The organism is Telluria sp. LT2P80 (assembly GCF_059685955.1).
In genome coordinates, this window is record NZ_JCASIO010000008.1 from 119,261 (window position 1) to 139,517 (window position 20,257).

Here is a 20,257-nt window from a genome sequence, read left to right on the forward strand (position 1 = left end):
GTTTATGGCTCACAAATAATGGGTGCCCGGATCAAAAATCCGTTTCAGGCGCCAGTATGGCTCATGGCGGCGATTGTCATATTGTGCCTCTTGATCGGCGCAGCCATTCCTGTGTTTACCGATGCCGTGGGAGATCATCCTGGTCGCCTCGTTGCCTTGCCTGCTGTGTTGCTGCTTGGCGTGCTGCTGGTGTACGACTATAAAAAGCTGTTGATACTGATTCTCCTGTTCCGTTCCGTTGGAGACCGTGTCCTGGAGTCGACGCAAGTTGGTATCGGTGATACTCGCATGGGTATTGGCGGGCTCATCAACCTCGTCGTTATCCTGATTACCTGCATGCTTGTGATGGAGAAGCCCAAGGAATTCCCGACCAAACTGGCGCGGTTCTGGTTCCCGGTATTGGTCATGATGGCCATTGGCGTTGTGATCTCTTATGAGAAAGCAAATGCGGTCAAACAATACCTCGGCATCCTGTCCAATTTTGCGATGTTTATCATTGCCGTCTACATGGTGCGCTCCATCGACGACTTCAACAAAGCCATTCGGCTGGTGCTGTGGTCGTCGGCAATCCCCACGCTATATGCATTCGTCGATATCGCACTGAATGTGGGTACAAGCAGCTTCCGTCTGGAATCTACCTTTACACACCCGAACATTCTGGCCTTCTATGTCGCGCTGATGCTGGTTCTGTGCTTGTACATGCTCAAGAGCCCGCTTTTCAACATCACGCCGACTGGCCGCGTGGTGGTTTGCTGTTATCTGCCGCTGTTGCTGATTCAACTACTGCTGACCCAGACTCGCAGCGCTTGGCTGTCCTGTTTGTTGATCTTCGTACTGTACGCATTGTTTTTCGAGCGTAAATACCTGCTGTACTTGCTCGTATTGCCACTCGTCGTCGTGTTCGTTCCGTCCATTCAGGATCGTTTGATGGACTTGAATCAGGGTAATGAAGTGGTCCGCTATGCACCACTGAATTCCTTTGCTTGGCGCCAGTTGCTCTGGAAAGCGGCAATCGGGTGGATGGAGCCAATGAGGTTGATCTACGGCTACGGATTGGATGGGTTCGGTCATTTTGCGGGAACGTTTTTCCCGATGGACCGAACGGTCAGATGGGATGCCCACAATGTGTATGTTCAATTTCTTTTCGAAACGGGAGTGATCGGCTTGGCGTGCTACTTGTGGCTATATGCACGCGTTCTTTGGACGCTGAGGTCGTTCGCCCGTATGGACCGCGTATCCGGCTTTCTCCTGCTGGCAGTGGTGGTTCAATATTTGATAGTTTCCTACTCCGACAACATGTTCCGTTATCTGGTGTTTAACTGGTACTTCTGGTTCACGGTGGGCGCAGCCTGCTCGCTCGTGCACCTGTATTCCCTGGACCGCAACAGCGGGTCCGTCAATGAAGGCCGAGCATGAAGATTGCATATTTGGTGAACCAGTATCCCAAAATTAGTCACAGTTTTATCCGACGCGAGATTCTTGCGTTGGAGCGTCAAGGTTACGAAGTGCAAAGATTGGCGATGAGAGGTTGGGCCGACGAACTGCGCGATGAAGAAGACGTGCGCGAACGCGCCGTTACCCGTTACGTCCTGCAGGATGGAGCATTCGCCATGGGCATGGACGTCGTGCGCATGGCGCTCACGCGGCCGGGGCGTCTGCTCAAGGCACTGGTATTGGCATGCAAGATCGGCATGCGGTCCGACCGGCCACTGCCTCTGCACCTGATTTACTTGGCGGAAGCATGCCGGATCGTGCCCTGGATGGCGGCCCATGGCGCGCGCCATCTGCATGCTCACTTCGGCACCAACTCAACTGAGGTGGCGATGCTCGCCAGTATTCTTGGCGGTCCGTGCTACAGTTTTACCGTGCACGGTCCGGAAGAGTTCGACAAGCCGGAATTCCTGTGGCTGGCGGAAAAAATTCGCCGTTCGGCATTCGTCGTCGGCGTCAGCTCATTCGGCCGCAGCCAGCTGTTCCGCTGGGCAGCCGCAACGGACTGGCCGAAGGTGCAAGTGGTTCATTGCGGCATCGATCCAGATTTCCATGCGGTGCCTGTGCGCCCGATTCCCGCTGCGCCACGATTGGTCTGTGTCGGTCGTCTGTGCGAGCAGAAGGGGCAGATGTTGCTCGTACACGCGGTGAAGGCAGTCGTTGCCAGAGGCCTGGCGATTCACCTGGTGCTCGCCGGAGACGGCGAGATGCGCCCGGCGATCGAAGCCTTGATCGCCGAGTCCGGCTTGCAGGATCACATCAGCATCACAGGCTGGATCGATGGAGACAGGGTACGTGAGGAAATGCTGTCAGCACGTGCCCTGGTGCTGCCAAGCTTTGCTGAAGGCTTGCCTGTGGTCGTGATGGAAGCAATGGCGCTGCGCCGCCCGGTACTTTCAACATTCATCGCTGGCATTCCGGAACTGGTACGGACCGGAGAGACGGGTTGGTTGTTTCCGGCCGGAGATGTGGACGAGCTTTCCAAGATGCTGGAAGTCTGCCTGTCCACCTCACCCGAACAGCTGCAGGCGATGGGCGAAGCCGGCTATCGCCGTGTGCTGGAACGCCACGCGATCGATACCGAGGCAGCCAAGCTGTCGCGTTTGATCAACGCCACGTTGGCCTGATGGCGGCATTTCATCGTGCAAAAATGCGGTGCTGAGTACCGTTGGTTTTTGTGGCGAACGTGAAGCGACCTCCCGGGGGGGCAGGAGGTCGCTTTAAGTGAAACGCTCCCGTTCATGGTGTACAGCGTGTTGACGGGTGGGTCTTACAGGGGGGCAGTATCAGCAATCAGGGCTTGCCGTAATTCATTGGAAGGAATTGCAGGCGATTCCAGGGAAAGCCTTTCAGCACGTTGTATTCGGCTGTGCCGTTAAACAGGGCATTGTACGGATTTGGCTGGCCGAGGGCAGTGTACGATTTTGGATTCTGCGCGCGCAGACTGACCGATCCAGCTTTGTCCCAGACCACGAAACCATATTTTTGTGCTGCCCTGGCAATCGTCTTGGCAACCGGGTGAATATTGAGTGCGTCGACATTGATGCTTGGGTCGAGGCGGAAACGTTGACCTTCGGCGATACGGTTTGGTACGTTGTTCGGGTTGTGGCCATCAGAACGTTGTGCCGGCCAAGAGAAGACGTTCCAGCTCGCAAGTTCAACCAGCGAGATGCCGATTGCGTGGCGAATTTCACCCCGCTGGAGCTCTTCAGCAGTGATTTGACCGCCGAGAAATGGCAAGCCGGTTGCGGTGGTGCCGTAACTTCCTGGGAAGATACCGCTGCTCTTGGAGGCGTTTTGAAGACGACCGCCCCAGCACGCTTGCCACACGCCGCCTTGATTGCGGGTCAGCCAGAACTCCCAAATGGTATCGGTGGATGGCTGATATACCGTCATCTCGCTGTCGGTGCCAACTGCCGGTTGCGCGTGGGTTGGCATGGGAACGGCAGACCACTGCTGTACCAGGCCCGGGTCGGTGTACCGTTTGTTCTGACAATCCCAGAATCGCACTGCGGCTGTAGGGGTATTCGCCGGCGCTACATATACCGGGCTTGCGTAGGAAGTGGTGTTGATGGTGACATTGCCGTAATACGCTTTGATCTGACGCTCGACATCAGCCGTGAACATTGCCGAGTTGGGGTGAAGGGTAACGTTCGTGGGAATTACTTGGTACCAGAAGCTCGTCGGCGCAAAGATCGCATCGGTCGGAAGTGGATTGACAGCCGCAACCACGGTGCGCTTCGGTTCGTTCGAAACTTTGAACTCGATCAGCGAGTAGCCCCAGTTCGTTGCGCGTTGCGTACCCACCATGCGCACGAAACGTGCGTTTGTGGCGGGGAAGTCAATTCTCTCTGCGCCACCGAGGCCAGTCTTCGTACTGAACACGGTCGTCCAGGCACTGCCATTGGTGGATACTTGAAGGCTGTATGCGCGGGCGAACGCTGTTTCCCAATCAAGCAGGACGCTGTTAAAACTCTGTACCGAGCCGAGGTCGATTTGGATCCACTCTGTATTGGAAAATGTTGACGACCAACGCGTTTTCGGATCACCGTCAACGACACTTGCAGGCACCATGGTGCTCGTCTGAAACGAAGACGCCATGGCAGGTCTGTTTGCTGCAAGATTGATGGATTGCGCATTTACATTTCCAATCCCGAGCGCGGCAGCAACAAGCGTCATGCCGCTGTAAGCATGTATGCGTTTCAGAATTGGACTTTGTTGAAAATTGTTCATCATTTACTCGTTGAATTAGTGACCAGTGGAAATCTTAATGCATATAGGGAATAAAATTTCACCCAAAGAACATATTTGTGTGAAATTTGGAGAACCGTTGGTTTAAGAAAACAATTCCGCACAGTAATGGTGCGTAATGAGGCTTTATTGTTAAGACTGTTGAGGTAAACTCAATTCCCGGCTATTCGTAATGATCTTGGCTAGACGTTTTACCCATTTAAATTCGAGGCCTGAAATAAGTGACTAGATGGAATTCTTGGTATGGACGGTATTCAAATTACCGTTACCAATCGGTAACGGTAGGTTGCATGTATTTAGTAATGACATGCTGGCGGAGCAGTAATGACACTCTCCCGCAACGCTTTTAAAACGGCTTCAACGTAATGACAATAAATGACACTAATATCCGAAGCGGCGTGATCGCATATTTGCTACTAGTGCACGGCAATCCCTTGCACCTGCAGCGATTGATTAATCGCCTGCGGTCAGATGGGGCAATGTTCTTTGTACATGTGGACAAGAAAACGGATCTCAACGCGTTCATTCATCTGCAGTCGGACGATGTCAGGGTGTTACCACGGGATGAGACGGTCGCGGTCCATTGGGGTGACTTTTCTCAGGTGGAGGCGATTCTTAGCTTGATGAAAACTGCCTGCGCAGCAGGCAACTTCGATCGCTTTGTATTACTCAGCGGCGTCGATTACCCGCTATGGCCGACGGCGGACATCAACGCCTTCTTCGCAGCTCATCGCACTGTTGAATTTATCAGCATGGTGCCGATGCCGTGCAAGGCGGCGGGTAAGCCATTGGCACGCCTGACGACCTACAAGGTGCGCCCAACACTGTCACTGCTGCAAAGCCTGGCAATACGCGTCCTGCTCAAGGTACGCATCATGCCCCGTCAACGTAATCTTCAGCGCGCACTGGGCAACCTGACGCCATATGGTGGCTCGACCTGGTGGGCACTCACGAGGGCTGCTTGCGATTATCTGCTCCAATTCGAAGATCGTAATCCGGCACTGGTGCAGTTCTTCAAAGGTACGCAGTACGCTGATGAGACATTCCTGCACACGATTTTGGGAAACTCGCCATTCTTGGCCCACGTTAGACGGAACTTGACTTATACCGACTGGAGCGCTGGTGGCGCCAGTCCTGCCAACATGTCGATCAGCCATGTGGACTACTTCCTTTCCACTCGGCGGTTTAGTGAAGAAAACGTCTACGGTGGCGGACCAATGATATTCGCGCGCAAATTCAATGATGGTGATGGTGAGCTGGTGCGGTTGATGGATAGGCAATTATGCAATGTCGCGCTGTCGACTTTCGCGCTGGCAGAGTGCGAGTCGACGTCGGCGGCGCGACCACTGCCTTCGTTGTCGTGATCAGGCGCTGTGTTGCGAGGGCACAGTGCGTCATGCACGCTGGCTTCCGACTGCGAAGAGCGATTCGAATGAACTCCCGCGGCCAAATGCGTGAGCGGAATACGCGTTTGTTCAGAACGTGTAAAATTAGACAAGATTCCTGGATGAAACATGCCTCGACTGTTGATCGTTGTGACCCGACGCTGCGCAACGGCGATTGCCAAGTCACTCATAAGGGCTGCATCACTGGTCGTGCTCCCAGCAATCGGTGCTCGTACACCGCAAGGGATCTATTAATTTATAGCAATATTATTATGTCAAGTAGGGTTGTAACTCATGATTAGCTGGTTGCAAAATAAACGCAGCAGGCTGCACTTGCGCTGGAAGAAGCTCATTTTGCATGCAACTCTGGAAATGAATTGGAGACGCTATGGTCGCAGGCCTGGGTGTGCAAACGATGTCAAGGCTGGGGTTGTCGTTTCCCTGACGTCCTATCCACCACGCTTTAGCACGCTCCACTGGACGCTGAAATCGCTGCTGTCGCAATCCTATGCGGCAGATCGGGTCGTGCTGTGGATCGCTCATGCGGATATGGCGCTGCTACCACCGGCAGTCACCCGTCTGCAGCGAGCCGGCCTGGAAATTATCGCCTGCGACGATACCAAGTCATACAAAAAAATGATACCGCTGTTGCAGCAGGGATGTGCAAGCGCGATCGTGACAGCAGACGACGATGTGTTTTACTGGCGTGACTGGTTGCAGCAGTTAGTTCAGGCGCGCGTTCCGGGCAAGCTTGAGGTCATTTGCCACCGGATGCATCGCATCAGACTTGACGCGAACGGGCTACCTGTCTCCTACAACGAATGGGAGTTTGAAACCAGCAATGCAGAATCAAGTCCTTTGAATTTCCCGACCGGTATCGGCGGCGTGCTATATCCCGCCAATGTGTTCGGACCTGAAATACTCAATGTTCCTGCCTTCACCGCGCTGTGTCCACGTGGTGACGATATCTGGTTCTGGTGGATGGCGAGCATGAATGGCGCTACCTTCAAACGCGTCGCCGAGCACCATGAAGTGCATTGTTGGGACGGTTCACAAGATGTCGCGCTCTGGAAAGATAATCTCGTCGGTAAGTTTAACGATGACCAGATTCGCGCAATGATCGCCGCATACGGTTTTGGTGCAGAAAGAAAAACAGCATGATGTCTGCGATGTCTAATGCGCGCTGGCTGACGCTGTCGCAGGGTTCACGGGTCATCATGCAGCTGATTTCCCTGTTTGTCTTGTCAAGGCTGTTGCAACCTTCCGAGTATGGATTACTGGCAATGGCGACTGTTGCAACCAACTTCGCCTTCCTGCTCCGAGACATGGGAACGGCTGCAGCTGTGGTCCAGAAGGAAAACCTCACGGAGGAGACGACCAGTTCAGTTTTCTGGTTGAACGTCGGGATGGGCGTGTTTTTGACGCTGGCTCTGATCATTGCCTCGCCACTTCTGGCAGCCTATTTCCGGATCGACCGACTTGCTCCCGTCCTTTGCCTGCTGTCGATCGTGTTCCCGATCACGAGCGCCAGCGCTGTTCATCAGGCTTTGCTTGAGCGCCGTTCGGGGTTTCAAACGGTGGCACGAATTGAAATCATCTCCTCGTTAGTCGGACTGACAGTGGCGATCACCCTGGCGTTCCTTGGCTATGGCGTCTACAGCTTGGTGTGGAACACCCTGGCATCGGCAATATGTTCTTCAGTACAGTTGTGGACGACCAGCCCATGGCGTCCGAAAAAAATCTGGAACAACGCGGAGCTGCGCTCGCTCTGGGGGTTCAGCGGCAATTTGACAGGCTTTAACTTCATCAATTTTTTTGCGCGCAATGCGGACAGCATGGTGATCGGCAGGGTACTGGGGTCGATACAGTTGGGTATTTATGCTCAAGCCTACAAAGTCATGATGTTTCCGTTGCAGAGCATGAGCTACGTTGTTGGCAGAGCACTCTTCCCGGTAATGAGCCGTCAGCAAACTGAGCGGGAAAAAATGGGGCAGCTGTATTTCCGCTCGATTCGGCTGATTGCGACGTTAACTGCGCCCATGATGGCAGGACTTTGGCTATTGCGTGAGCCGTTCGTGCTGATCGCGCTGGGAGACCAATGGGGCAAGGTACCGATGGTTCTGGCATGGCTGGCACCGGTCGGATTTTTACAATCATTGATTTCGACCACAGGCTCGGTCTTCATGGCGACAGGTCGGACAGATCTCATGATGCGTCTTGGATTGCTGGGTTCTGTCCTGCAGGTCGGCAGCTTTCTGATTGGCGTGCAGTGGGGGATTGAAGGAGTTGCTTGCTGTTATTTGATCGCGAACGTGTTGAACGGAATTCCTCATTTTTATTTTGCAACGAAACAGCTCAATTCCAGCTTGATGGGTTTGTTCAGGGAGATATGGCAGCCGGTGCTGTTTGCACTGTTGATGACGGCTGCGTTGTATCCATTATTCTCCTTCCTGTCAGGGACCAGCCTTGCCGCACTGATTGTATTTGCCGTGACTACGCTGGCCGGCGCCATCATTTACGGTGCATTGATCGTGATATTTTCTAAAGACGTCGTGCAAAGTTGTAAAAAAATGATCGGCATGAAAACTGCGTAGACCTTGAATTCAAGACGTACCTAATCATGTGCAAATTTATCGAGAAACGACATCTATGGAAAATCTGGTAACAGTCTATATACCCACGAAAAATCGTTTGCATTTGCTGCAGCGTGCCGTCAATTCGGTGCTGTCGCAAACCCACCGGAATATTGAGTTGATTATCGTGTCTGATGGCTCAATGGATGGTACGTGCGATTATGTGAATGGGCTGGAGGGGCCACAATTAGTCAAGCTGATCCACAATGACACATCGATCGGTGCATGTGCTGCCCGCAATCAGGCGATCGAACTTGCAACTGGCAATTTTATTACTGGCCTCGATGACGATGATATTTTCCTGCCGCATCGGCTGGAAACGTTTTTGTCCGAATGGCTGCGTCTCGAGCAGAAAGGGGAGCATTTCTCGTGCCTGTTCGACCGCCGCATTGTCAATGTCGGCGAACAAGTCTGGTTATGGGATAAGGAAGCACTGGTAACACCGGAGCAGATCGTGAAAACGAATGCCGTTGGCAACCAGGTGTTTACTACGCCTCAACGGATGAAAGATGCCGGCTCCTTTGACGCGGATTTGCCAGCGTGGCAGGATTGGGATATGTGGGTCCGACTCATCAAAACTGCCGGCCCGGCGCGCAGCATCCAGGCCAATACCTACGTCATGGATATTTCACACGAGTTCGAGCGTATCACGCAGAGGTCGTCGGAAAAGATCCTGCGAGCTGCTCGTATGTTTTATCAGAAACATTGCAGTCACGACGACCTGGCGGGAATACTCTATTCGTTGGTCGGCTACCAGCAGGTGCGGCTGACTCTGGGCGACATCGGTGTCATGTTGCGTAGCAGGTACTCGAAGTTTGCATTGCAAAAGATGCGTAAAGGCGAGTTTACGATGTCATTAGGCAGCTCTATTCTTTGAAGTCGGGCGGCAGTCTCAGCCGCACCAGGCAACCGATTCTGGCGAAATACCGCCAATCACGGCGAGACGTTGCTCACGTCCCCCGTCTGTGCTCTCGGTGGCCGGTAGCGAGCTATCGCGGACCCGCAGGTATCGTCGCGGGCCCAAGCGGTACTGCTTCGTTCAAACCCTCCAGCAAGAACGCGACATTCTGCAGGCGCATGGTGCGCCGTACCGTTGGATTTTGGGCATCCACACTCAGGGGAGCGCCAATCCTGCTCTGGTGGCCATATAAAAGAAGCAACAAGCCTAGCGCTGCGCTGTCGAGACGGCAATCGGCCATCAGTTCGACGTGAATGTGACGCCGCTGCAAAGTCATGCGCGCGAGCGCGGCTCGTAAATCGGCCAGTGCAGCATCGTGCCACGCTCCGTCCAGAGTCAGCGTGTAGTGATGCCCATCATCCCGCTCCGACAGCACCTGCGCCGTTGTAGCGGCACGGGCATTGCGCAAAGCAATGGCGCCGGGCAGGGCGCGAGTGATCAGGAGGCGCACCAGCGCTGTACCGTCATTCCAGTAGCGACGCCATAGCGCCGGTTCTTCCTTGATGCGCCATAACCATTCCAGGCCGAACCGGCCAACGCCAACCGGCGCGCGGCTGATGGTGCCCGCAACGAAATTGACCACTGCGCCAAGATGGCTGATCAGTGGTGTACGCAGGGCCGCGAGATTGTGTTCTATCCACGCCTGGCCGCGCTTGGCACCCAAGGCAACTACCAGCAGGTCAGCGTTGCTAGCATTAATTTGCTCGATGACGGCCGGTGTGCTCATGTCTGCCAGTGTGCCAAAGCCAGGTGAGTACGCGCCCACGCAGCGCATGCTGCCCTGCTCGGCGTTCAGAACGTCGGCCGCCTGTTGCGCCACGCCGTCGGGACCACCAAAGAAATAAACCTTGAGTGGCATGGTGTGTTGCGCGCGCAATTGCTCAAAGACCGTTGCGCCGGCAACGCGGCTGGTAAACGGTAGGCCCAACAGGCGCGCCAGCCAGACGACTGGCATGCCGTCGGCCAGCGACAGGGAAGAGCGCAGTACCGAGTCCCGGAATTCCGGGTCCTGCCCGCTTGTGATCAGGAAATTCAAATTAGGCGTCGAGAAAAAGCAGCGCTCGCCATGACGGGCACGCTTGAGCAGCAACTGCACGGTTTGTTCGGTATCGATTGCATCGAACGGAAGTCCTAGCACACAATAAACCCGGCGCGTAAAGTCGGTTTCAACGGGCGCACCGTCATGAGGTGCTGTCAGAATATTATTCGCTATCACGTTTGGACCTCACCCAGGCGACCTGGCGCCGGAACAGAAAGCGAAAATACAGTGGTATTTTCGCCAAGACATAGACGACGGCAAGGCCGAGTTCTTTACCACTGAGTACGGCACGCCCGTGGCGCCACCAGGCCATCAAAATTGCCGCACCCAGCGCTGCGCCGGCTAGTACGGCCAACACCAGCGGCCCAGCCGGGCCGCCAAACAATGCCAGCAACAAACTCAGCACTCCCAGCCCGCTCACCAGCAGTACCAGCAATGCCAGTGGCGGCACGCACAGATCTAGTCCAAAGGCAAACAGACTGAGGCTGGCACGGCGCAACCCGGCAAGCAGCGTAGCAGGAGCCGTGCTGGCAATCATGCTCAGATGCCCGTGCTCCCAGCGTGTACGCTGGCTTTGCACACCTTCGGTACTCGTCGGGAAGTAACTGTATACCAGGGCATGGGGGCAGAACATCGGCGCACTGCCAGCAAGCGCCAGGTCCATTCCCAGTTTCATGTCTTCAACGATATGGCCGGTGGCCAAGCTGGCCTTGGCAATCGTCTGCCAGGGAAAGGCCATCCCGGTACCCATCAGCTGACAAGGCCAGCCCCGGCGGAACCAACCGAGCGGGCGGACCTTGTTTTTGACGAGCCAGGCAAATTCGGCGATCTTTTTCAGCGCGCTGCTGCCGCTAGGAAGGTACATCAGGTAGAGCGCCTGGACCGGCCGTCCATGCTGCGCTGCCAGGCCTGCCACGCGCTCGATCGTGCCCTCGCCAACGATGCAGTCAGCATCAATGATCACTACCACGTCGGGTGGTGAAGCCGACAGCGCCTGCACGCCGAAGTCCAGCGCGTAGCCTTTGCCGCGCAATTGCGCATGGCTGCGTTCGACCACGTCGGCACCGGCCAGTCGTGCGACATCTGCAGTACGGTCGCTGCAGTTGTCGGCAACCACCAGAATACGATCGCCAGGCGTCAGCTGTGGCTGCACGCTGGCGAGGGTCGCGAGCAAGCCCGCCTCTTCATTGTGGGCAGGTATCAATACCGCGACGCGTGGACGCGGGCCGGGCAGTGCAGACGCGGGGCGCACTGGAAACATTGCCAGGAGTACTTGTGCAAGCAGCACCAGTATCGGTATCAGAACGACACATAGCAGCACGAGCAGAGCGAGCGAAAACGCAGATATCAAAACGATCCTTCCTGGGGGTTACGAACGGGAATGTACATAGCGACAAGCGCAGGGTGCTCACTCGGCACCTCAAATAGCCTGGCCAACGGCCACCCGCAGTGCGCCGTTCGGTATGATTCTGATTTTAAGCAATATGGTAAGCGCAATTTTTGTGGCGACAATGTTTTTTTGCAAACTTTTTGCTGAAGCGTGTTGTGGTTGCGCCTGCGATGCGTTAGTCAACGCGCGATCAGGTCGCCAGCACCGGTTGCGAGGTGCTTCGGTTTCGCTATCCAGATCTCGCATGGCTCTACGAGGCGTCCACTGTGACCGCGCCAACGCGGCACAATTTCATCAGTGTTCGTTTGTCACGGGTGCCATGATGATGCGGGCTGGAGCGCCCACTGCAGTACTGCCGTCTGGCATATCGTGCAGTACGACGGACATTGCGCCGATGCGGCAATTATTGCCGATTGTTATTCCACCAAGTATCTGCGCGTAAGCACCGAGCTCAACGTTATCACCCAAGACCGGGACTGGACCGTCGACATGGCGATTGCCGATCGTATTGCCTTGCCGCAAGGTGCAATTGGCGCCAATCTTCGCATCGGGGTGAACGAAAATACCGCCAAAATGCCAGATGCGTAATCCGGGACCGATCGAGGCAGATTTGGGAAGGCTAACACCAGTCACAGTCTCGATCAGGCGAAACATCAACCAGTACAGGGGCATGCGCCATTTCTTGCCAAACCCGGCCGGACGTCCATCGAGGCTACGTCCTCGTCGATATAGCCAGATGGCCCAAATCGATTGCTCACGCAAGAACGGTCGCCGCATGTCATATCGCAGCAGATCGCAATCCCAGTCATGCCTATCCTGCATCAGATCCCCAGTAAACAAAATTTTCTACGTGGCAGTATTGTAGCGAACTTTCGACTATTTGCACTTTTGGCAACTGTGTGCGCTTGATTGCGCGCGTGCTACAACTATCCGTTTTGTGTAGAGGAAGCGTCAGGGTGCCAGCACCAGATTGGCGCGAACCGACGAGGCGCCCTTTGTTCCGCTCGTCGCGATCAAGGTCACCTTGGCGCTGGCTGGCCACGTGAGATTCACCGATTGTCCATCTTTCAGATCTTTGCTGTCGAATGTAATCTGTCCGTTGGTGTTAAGTTGCATGCGCAGCGCAGCGCCCCCAGTTGCGCTGACCAAAAACGTGAACTTAGCTCCCGCCTTTGGCACGGCCCATGAAACGCGCGTCATGCCGGTATTGTTGGCATTGACATACACGGTTTTCGTTATCGTTGCATCGAACACCAAGCGCTGCGTGGCGGTGTCGTAGCTTGCTGCAGCGGTGCCGGCTTGTTGTTGCCAGGGACCGCGCATCGACAGAATATTCATGTTTCGTTGCGCTTTGATCGCAGCGGACGCATCATTGCCTTTGGCGTCGATCCAGGCTTGCGCGCTCGTCACTTGCCGAAGGCCGGCACGTATTGTGTCGAGCTGGCTGGCGATCTTGTTGTCCCAGCCAGTGCGCATCAGGTGAAAGCCTGCATCGTTTTCGACGTATATGACAAATGGTGTACCGTCATTTCGGTCAACCACGTAGGCGCCGTACACCTTGAGCGTTTCAGCGATCTTCCTCAGTTTTGGGTCGTCGATTGCGCCGGTGTCAAAGCCGGGTGGCAGCATCAGCAGTGCGCCCTCTGGAATGGCGCCGGTATTGGTTGTCAGCGTGTTGTCGGCCGATGTAGCCGGAAAGATATACGCCGGGCCATTCACGCCATTCGACAACGCGTTATGGGCCAGCGATAGTGCCAGGGCATGGTGGTAGACAGGCAAGCCATCCTTGATTTCATGCTTGCGTATCAGACCAGCCGACGCCGGGACGCCCACGGCGCGGGCACCCTGGTAATAGTGAGCAGGATCACCCCAGCCCGTGCCCGCGAGATTGCTCCATGAATAGAGCGCAGCGGTCCAGCGTCCATCATTCTGCTTGAGTTGCCAGAAGGAGTGGATCGTATTCGTGACCGGATCGACAATATCCGCATGACCATCCGTGCCTGTAGCCGGCAACACGCCGGCAGGCCAGCGGGGTAGCGTGATCACCCGCGCGGCGCCATTGTCAGGATCGGAAACGGTGTTCGTGGCGGTATCGCTGGAGCCGCGACCGACAACCGTCATTGGCTTGTCAGACGATGACGCAAGGAAGACGCCAGTGGAATAAGCGCCCGACGTAACGGTGGGAAAATACCTGGACCTGGGTATGACAAATGTTCCAAACACGGGTTTAACGGGCCGTACATTCCACAACGAAGTGGCGGAGTAAGGACGCAAATAGGTGCCATGCGCGGATGCATTGGTATCTGCTGCGCCAGGCTGTACTGCTACCGTTGCGGTTTGCGCATCCACGGCAGCGTGACCGTCGCAAGCTGCGATCGATGCACAGATCATGGGCGGGATGATGCGCCGGATCATCGTGCTTGATAAAAATGTCATGTCGACCTTTCGAAGATGCTTCATGGACGGCTCACGCGCTTTGCCGAAGCCGGCCGCCGTCAGACTGCCACCGGCGCCCTGATCCCCGGATGCGGGTCATACCCCGTGATCTCGAAATCCTCGAAGCGGTAGTCGAACAGCGAGTCCGGCTTGCGCTTGATGACCAGTTGCGGCAACGCGCGCGTCTCGCGCGACAGTTGCAGGTCGACCTGGTCCATGTGGTTGGCGTACAGGTGGCAATCGCCCCCGGTCCAGATGAAGTCGCCCACCTCCAGTCCCGCCTGCTGCGCCATCATGTGGGTCAGGATCGCATATGAGGCGATATTGAATGGCACGCCCAGGAAGATGTCGGCGCTGCGCTGGTAAAGCTGGCACGACAGCTTTCCGTCGGCCACGTAGAACTGGAACAGCGCATGGCAGGGCGGCAGCTTCATCGACGGCACGTCGGCCACGTTCCAGGCCGAGACAATCATGCGGCGCGAATCGGGCGTGGTGCGGATCTGCTCGAGCACCTGGGCGATCTGGTCGATGTGCTCGCCGGTGGGCGTTGGCCAGTTGCGCCACTGGTAACCGTACACGGGCCCCAGATTGCCGTCGGCGTCGGCCCATTCGTCCCAGATCGATACGCCGTTTTCCTTCAGGTAGGCGATGTTGGTCGAGCCCTGCAGGAACCAGATCAGTTCATGGATGATCGACTTCAGGTGCACTTTCTTGGTCGTCAGGAGCGGAAAGCCTTCCTGCAGATTGAAGCGCATCTGGTAGCCGAACACGGAGCGGGTGCCGGTGCCGGTGCGGTCGGTTTTGGTGGCGCCATGCTGCTGGACATGGCGCATGAAGTCGAGATATTGGCGCATTGCGGATGGTGTAATGAAGGGACGGACAACCCGTCATTCTATCATCCGGTGCAGATGGGGGCGCCGGCGCCTGCCACGGCGGGCGCCGCCAGCCGGTCGGCAAAGCGCTGCAAGGCCAGGCGCAGTGCGTCGTCGGACATCGCCAGCAGGTTGTCACCCACGTAAATTTCCACGACGCTGGTATCGGGCAATGCGCCGTGAGCGGCGCGGTTGTACATCCAGATACCATGCTCGGCCGCCAGCGCGTCGCGGATCGCCAGTGCGGTGTCGCGGGATACGGGCAGGTGAAGATGCAGCATATTCGCCTGGGGCGCGGCCGGATTCACGCGGATTGCCGGGTGCGCGCGCAGCGCGACATACAGAAACTGGGTGCGCCTGAAATAGTCGGGCATCGCCGCCAGACGCGCGTCGAAGTCCATCGCGGCCGCCACCACGTACGGCGAGCGATGGATCACGTTGCCACCCTGGCGCCGGAACCATTCGGCGCAGCGCGCCACGAACTCGCGGCTGCCGGCCAGCATCGCGCCGCCCAGGCCACCGAGGCCCTTGTACAGCGACACATACACCGAATCGAAGCCGGCCGCGATCTGCGCCGCGCTGCGCCCGTACCCGGCCGCCGCTTCCCACAGGCGTGCGCCGTCCATGTGCAGGTGGATGCCGCGCTCACGGCAGCCGCGCTTGATCGCCTCGAGTTCGTCCCATGGCGAGAGCTGCCCGCCGATCTCACGCATCGGGATTTCCAGGCCCACGGCGCCCAGGCGGTCCGGCACGTCCAGCAGATCGCTGGCCGTCCATGGCCGGTGCCGGTCACCCACGGGCAGTGCCTGGAAGTGGTCCAGCAGCTGGTAGTTGGCGCGTTCGTGGACGAAGATGTGCGAGGTCGGGTGCAGCGCCACCATGCGGCTGGCGCGCTCGAGGCAGGCCAGGCGCAGCGCCGTCACCTGCGCCATCGTGCCGCTGACGCAGAACACGGCGGCCTCGAAGCCGAGCGTGGCCGCCACCTTCGCTTCGAACGACTGAATCAGGTCGCCATTGCCATACACGTCGTGATCGATGTCGTGCTGCTCGCACCAGGCGGCCATCGCTGCAAAATGTTCCGCAGGACGGCGCTGGCGATGGCCGGGGAAGATCGTGTGGCAGCGGCGCTGCAGGGCGGATTCTGACAAGGTGCACTCCGAAAGACAGGAACGCTACTCTACACCGCGCGAGGTCGACACAGGAAGCGCCCGGCCGGGTGGCCGGGCGCAAGACGCTTGATTGGCCGAACGTCAGCCGTGGGTCAGCGCCGGGCGGCGCGGGGCCGACGCGGGTGCATCGTAGCCGAGGCTCGGGCCGTCTTCGGCCAGGCGGAAGCTGCGCACCGAACGGGCGAGGGCATCGGCCTGCTCGTGCATGGCCTGCGCCGCGGCGCTGGCTTCTTCGACCAGTGCCGCGTTCTGCTGCGTGGTCGTGTCCATCTCGACGACGGCGCGGTTGATTTCCTCGATGCCCTGGGTCTGTTCCTGGCTGGCGTTGCTGATTTCGGCCATGATGGCAGTAACGCGCTGCACGCTCGTCAGCACTTCCTGCATCGTGGTGCCGGCCTGCGCCACCAGCGCGCTGCCGGCGCCGACTTCATGGTTGGATGCGTCGATCAGACCCTTGATCTCCTTGGCGGCAGCGGCCGAGCGCTGCGCCAGGTTGCGCACTTCGGACGCCACGACCGCGAAACCGCGACCCTGTTCGCCGGCGCGCGCCGCTTCCACGGCAGCATTGAGTGCCAGGATATTGGTCTGGAACGCGATGCCATCGATGACGCTCGTGATGTCCGAAATCTTGCGCGAGGCGACCGTGATCGAATCCATGCGGGCGACCACTTGCGACACCGTGTCGCCGCCTTTCTGGGCCACGTTCGACGCAGTCTGGGCAAATTCGTTGGCCTGGCGCGCATTGTCCGCGTTCTGGCGCACGGTCGTGGTCAGCTCGTCCATCGACGACGCGGTGGTGGCCAGGCTGGCGGCCTGTTCTTCGGTACGGCTGCACAGGTCCAGGTTGCCGGTTGAAATTTGCTGCGAGGCGGCCGCAATGTGCTCGGCGCCGTCGCGTACCTTGCCGACCACGCCCGACAGGCTCTCACCGATGTCGTTGATCGCTACGGTCAGGCGACCGATTTCGTCATTGTTGCGGGGCGCGATCCGGGCGGTCAGGTCGCCGCCGGCGATGCGGCGCGCCACTTCTTCGACTTCGGCCAGCGGGCGCGTCACCGTCGCACGCACCAGCAGGTACAGCAGCGTGGCCAGTACGGCCAGCGCGGCAATGCCGAACAGGATGAAGCGGTTACGCAGCTGGGTGGCGGCGGCGGTGATCTCGTCGATATACGTGCCACCGGTGATGACCCAGTTCCAGTCCTTCATGTGCGTGTACGCCGCAAATTTCTCGCGCGCGCCGGTTTCACCGGGGTTCTGCCAGTCGTAGCGGACAGTGCCTTCCTTCTTCTCCAGCATCTCCTTGACGAACTCGTGACCGTTGGCCGACTTGCTGTCGAGGATGTTCTTGCCTTCGCTCTTCGGGTGCACGAGCAGGTCGCCGTAGGTCTTGCCGGGCGCTGCCGACAGCACGTAGAAGTAGCCGCTGTCACCGACCTTGATCGCATTGATGCGCTCCTTGAGGAAGGCGATGTCCTGGCTGATGTTTACGCCCACGTAGAGTGCGCCGACGACCTTGCCGGCGGCGTCGCGCACCGGCTCGTACTGGGTGATGAACTGCTTGCCGAATAGTGTGGCCAGGCCGACATAGGTACGGCCGGCGCGCAGCGCGGCGTAGGCCGGTGCGGTCTTGTCCAGGGCCGTGCCGACGGCGCGGTCGCCGTTTTCCTTCTTGACGGACGTGGTCACGCGCACGAAGTCATCGCCGGCAACGGCGAACACGGTGGCGTTGGCGCCGGTGCGCTCGGTGAAGCTGTCGGGGACGGCGAAGTCGAGGTTCAGCGCCTTGCCGTCAAGGCTCAGCGTCGGCACCTGGCGGCCGCCGATGTCCACGGTGGCCGGTTCGTCGAGCGCATACGCGCCCGGCAGGCCGGCGCTGAAGATGCGCCCGAAGCTGACGGCCTGGCTCGACACGGTCTTGTTGAACAGTTCGACCGTGTTGGCCACGCCTTTGAGTTCACTGGAAACGCTCTCCATGGCGCGCTGTTCCAGCATGCTCGATGTCGAGAGCGTGATCGTGCCGATCAGCACGGCGATGATGACCCCTGCCAGGGCGAAGGTGACGGCGCTGATGCGGGTGCCGACATTCCAGCTGGCTAAACTAAATTTTTGGTTGCTCATGAAAGTCGAGTGATGATGCAGGGTATAACTCCGGATCATACGCCCCAACCTTTTCTCATGGCAATATTTAGTGAGTTTTGGCAGTCATTACGGTGCCTGGATGCAACGGAATGTGACGGGAAGTCACGGTTCGGTCACCGACACCCGCAATACTCCGGTCGATCCGGTCACGCTGCCACGGGTGCATGCGCCTGGAACTGCAGCGCGGCGAGGTTCGCATATACACCGCGCAGGGCGACCAGTTCGTGGTGCGTGCCCATCTCGACGATCCTGCCGCCATCGAGCACGACGATGCGGTCGGCGCGCTGCACAGTGGCCAGGCGGTGGGCGATGATGATCGTGGTACGCCCGATCATGGCCGCTTCAAGCGCCCGCTGCACGAGGCGTTCGGATTCGGCGTCGAGCGCACTGGTGGCTTCGTCGAGCAGCAGCAACGGCGGGTTTTTCAGCAATGCGCGCGCAATCGCGATGCGCTGGCGCTGGCCGCCCGACAAGCGCACACCGCGTTCGCCCAGGAACGAACGGTAGCCTTCCGGCAGGCGCTCGATGAATTCGTGGGCGGCTGCCATGCGCGCCGCCGCAATCACTTCCTCGTCGGTGGCGTCGGGGCGGCCGTAGCGGATGTTTTCCATCGCATCGAGCGAGAACACGACCGTATCCTGCGGCACGATGCCCACCGCGCTGCGCAGCGTCTGCAGCGTCAGGTCGCGCACGTCGACGCCGTCGAGGCGGATGCTGCCCGATTGCGGATCGTAAAAGCGCAGCAGCAGCTGGAACAGCGTGGTCTTGCCGGCGCCGGACGGGCCGACGACAGCCACCGTCTCGCCGGGCTGGATCTCGAGCGCCAGGTGCGACAGCGCCGCTTCCTGCAGGCGGGATGGATAAGCGAAGGTCACGCCATCGAGCGTGACACGCGCGCCGTTGGCGGTGCGCGCGGGCAGCGTGGCCGGGTGCAGCGGGTCCTGGATGTCCGAACGGGCGCCCAGCAGTTCGAGCAGGCGCTCGGTGGCGCCGGCGGCGCGCTGGGCGTCGCCCATTACTTCGGACAAGGCCCCGACCGAGCCGGCGACGATGCCGGCGTACAGGATGAACTGCCCCAGTTCGCCCCCGGTCATGGTCCCGGCAATCACGGCATGCGCGCCCAGCCACAGCACGAACACGATCGCCCCGAAGATCAGCACGATCGCCAGCAGCGTCAGTGTCGCCCGCGCGCGGATGCGGCTCATGGCGGTGGTGAACGCGCTTTCGACTTCGACGCCAAAGCGCCCGGCTTCGTAGCCTTCGCGCGTGAAGGCCTGCACGGTCGGCATGGCGTTGAGGATTTCACCGGCCACGGCCGACGCATCGGCGATGCGGTCCTGCGAATCGCGCGACAGCTTGCGCACGCGGCGGCCGAACAGCACGATCGGCAGCACGACCAGCACCAGGAGGCCCAGAATGATCGACGTCAGGCGCGGGCTCGTGATGAACAGCATGACCAGGCCACCGATGAACAGCAGCGTGTTGCGCAGTGCGAGCGAGATGCTGGTGCCGACGATTGCCTGGATCAGCGTCGTGTCGGTGGTCAGGCGCGACAGCACTTCGCCGGTGCGCGTGGTCTCGAAAAATTCGGGACTCTGGCGCACCACGTGGCGGTACACGGCGCTGCGAATATCCGCCGTCACGCGCTCGCCGAGCCACGAGACCATGTAGAAGCGTGCGGCCGTGGCCACCGCCAGCACGGCGGCCACGCCGAACAGTGCCAAGAAGGTCGCGTTGACATTCTCGATGCCGCGCGCGGTGGCTGACGCGCCGAAGCCCAGGTCGATCATCTGCTTGAAGGCCGCCGGGATCGCCAGCGTGGCGCCCGCCGCGAACAGCAGCGCAATGCCGGCCAGGATGAACTGGCGGCGGTACGGCGCCATGAACGGGATCAAGCCCTTGAGGGTCGAGAGGCTGCTCTTGCGTGAACTGTCTGCGTCGGGGGAGGCGGTGGAGCTGGTGGTACGCGTGGTCATCGTGTCTTCGTGGGATTC

The 20,257-nt window shown here is 58.5% G+C and carries 15 protein-coding genes; 6 read left to right on the forward strand and 9 right to left on the reverse strand.

Annotation, left to right across the window (positions count from 1 at the left end):
• Positions 1 to 18 precede the first annotated feature (18 nt).
• Positions 19 to 1,416, forward strand: coding sequence for an O-antigen ligase family protein (locus tag AC56LW_RS19430; RefSeq protein ID WP_499636898.1), 1,398 nt, complete (start codon positions 19 to 21; stop codon positions 1,414 to 1,416).
• Positions 1,413 to 2,618, forward strand: coding sequence for a glycosyltransferase (locus AC56LW_RS19435; RefSeq protein ID WP_499636899.1), 1,206 nt, complete (start codon positions 1,413 to 1,415; stop codon positions 2,616 to 2,618). The genes AC56LW_RS19430 and AC56LW_RS19435 overlap by 4 nt, the downstream gene beginning before the upstream one ends.
• 166 nt (positions 2,619 to 2,784) lie before the next feature.
• On the opposite strand, the gene AC56LW_RS19440 is transcribed toward AC56LW_RS19435, so the two are convergent.
• A complete protein-coding gene (locus AC56LW_RS19440; protein WP_499636900.1) occupies positions 2,785 to 4,227 on the reverse strand; it encodes a discoidin domain-containing protein in 1,443 nt (480 codons plus the stop codon).
• Between the two features lie 413 nt (positions 4,228 to 4,640).
• Between AC56LW_RS19440 and AC56LW_RS19445 the strand changes: the two genes are divergently transcribed.
• From AC56LW_RS19445 to AC56LW_RS19460, 4 genes are all read left to right on the forward strand, one after another.
• The gene (locus AC56LW_RS19445; RefSeq protein ID WP_499636901.1) at positions 4,641 to 5,606 is read left to right on the forward strand and encodes a beta-1,6-N-acetylglucosaminyltransferase; all 966 of its coding nucleotides are present in this window, start codon (positions 4,641 to 4,643) and stop codon (positions 5,604 to 5,606) included.
• A gap of 315 nt (positions 5,607 to 5,921) precedes the next feature.
• The gene (locus AC56LW_RS19450) at positions 5,922 to 6,788 is read left to right on the forward strand and encodes a hypothetical protein (RefSeq protein WP_499636903.1); all 867 of its coding nucleotides are present in this window, start codon (positions 5,922 to 5,924) and stop codon (positions 6,786 to 6,788) included.
• Complete coding sequence (locus AC56LW_RS19455) at positions 6,785 to 8,221, forward strand: MOP flippase family protein (protein WP_499636905.1); 1,437 nt, start codon at positions 6,785 to 6,787, stop codon at positions 8,219 to 8,221. The genes AC56LW_RS19450 and AC56LW_RS19455 overlap by 4 nt, the downstream gene beginning before the upstream one ends.
• A gap of 55 nt (positions 8,222 to 8,276) precedes the next feature.
• Positions 8,277 to 9,137 carry a glycosyltransferase gene (locus AC56LW_RS19460; RefSeq protein WP_499636907.1) on the forward strand — a complete coding sequence of 287 codons (861 nt, stop codon included), beginning with the start codon at positions 8,277 to 8,279 and terminating at the stop codon, positions 9,135 to 9,137.
• A 112-nt stretch (positions 9,138 to 9,249) separates the two neighbouring features.
• Here the strand turns inward: AC56LW_RS19460 and AC56LW_RS19465 are convergent, their stop codons facing one another.
• From AC56LW_RS19465 to AC56LW_RS19500, 8 genes are all read right to left on the reverse strand, one after another.
• Entirely contained in the window at positions 9,250 to 10,434 is a 1,185-nt protein-coding gene (locus AC56LW_RS19465; RefSeq protein WP_499636908.1) for a WecB/TagA/CpsF family glycosyltransferase, read from the reverse strand.
• Positions 10,421 to 11,578: a glycosyltransferase family 2 protein gene (locus AC56LW_RS19470; RefSeq protein WP_499637116.1), complete on the reverse strand. Its 1,158-nt coding sequence runs from the start codon at positions 11,576 to 11,578 to the stop codon at positions 10,421 to 10,423. Before AC56LW_RS19470 ends, AC56LW_RS19465 begins: the two co-directional genes overlap by 14 nt.
• 363 nt (positions 11,579 to 11,941) lie before the next feature.
• A complete protein-coding gene (locus AC56LW_RS19475; RefSeq protein ID WP_499636910.1) occupies positions 11,942 to 12,469 on the reverse strand; it encodes a serine O-acetyltransferase in 528 nt (175 codons plus the stop codon).
• Positions 12,470 to 12,598: 129 nt separating this feature from the next.
• The gene (locus tag AC56LW_RS19480) at positions 12,599 to 14,107 is read right to left on the reverse strand and encodes an Atrophin-1 multi-domain protein (protein ID WP_499636912.1); all 1,509 of its coding nucleotides are present in this window, start codon (positions 14,105 to 14,107) and stop codon (positions 12,599 to 12,601) included.
• A gap of 35 nt (positions 14,108 to 14,142) precedes the next feature.
• Positions 14,143 to 14,937: a thymidylate synthase gene (locus tag AC56LW_RS19485; RefSeq protein ID WP_332532718.1), complete on the reverse strand. Its 795-nt coding sequence runs from the start codon at positions 14,935 to 14,937 to the stop codon at positions 14,143 to 14,145.
• Between the two features lie 41 nt (positions 14,938 to 14,978).
• Positions 14,979 to 16,103 carry a threonine aldolase family protein gene (locus AC56LW_RS19490; RefSeq protein WP_499636914.1) on the reverse strand — a complete coding sequence of 375 codons (1,125 nt, stop codon included), beginning with the start codon at positions 16,101 to 16,103 and terminating at the stop codon, positions 14,979 to 14,981.
• Between the two features lie 102 nt (positions 16,104 to 16,205).
• Positions 16,206 to 18,242 carry a methyl-accepting chemotaxis protein gene (locus tag AC56LW_RS19495; RefSeq protein ID WP_499636916.1) on the reverse strand — a complete coding sequence of 679 codons (2,037 nt, stop codon included), beginning with the start codon at positions 18,240 to 18,242 and terminating at the stop codon, positions 16,206 to 16,208.
• 167 nt (positions 18,243 to 18,409) lie between these two features.
• On the reverse strand, positions 18,410 to 20,239 hold the full coding sequence (locus AC56LW_RS19500) for an ABC transporter transmembrane domain-containing protein (protein WP_499636918.1): 1,830 nt from the start codon (positions 20,237 to 20,239) through the stop codon (positions 18,410 to 18,412).
• Positions 20,240 to 20,257: the final 18 nt, after the last annotated feature.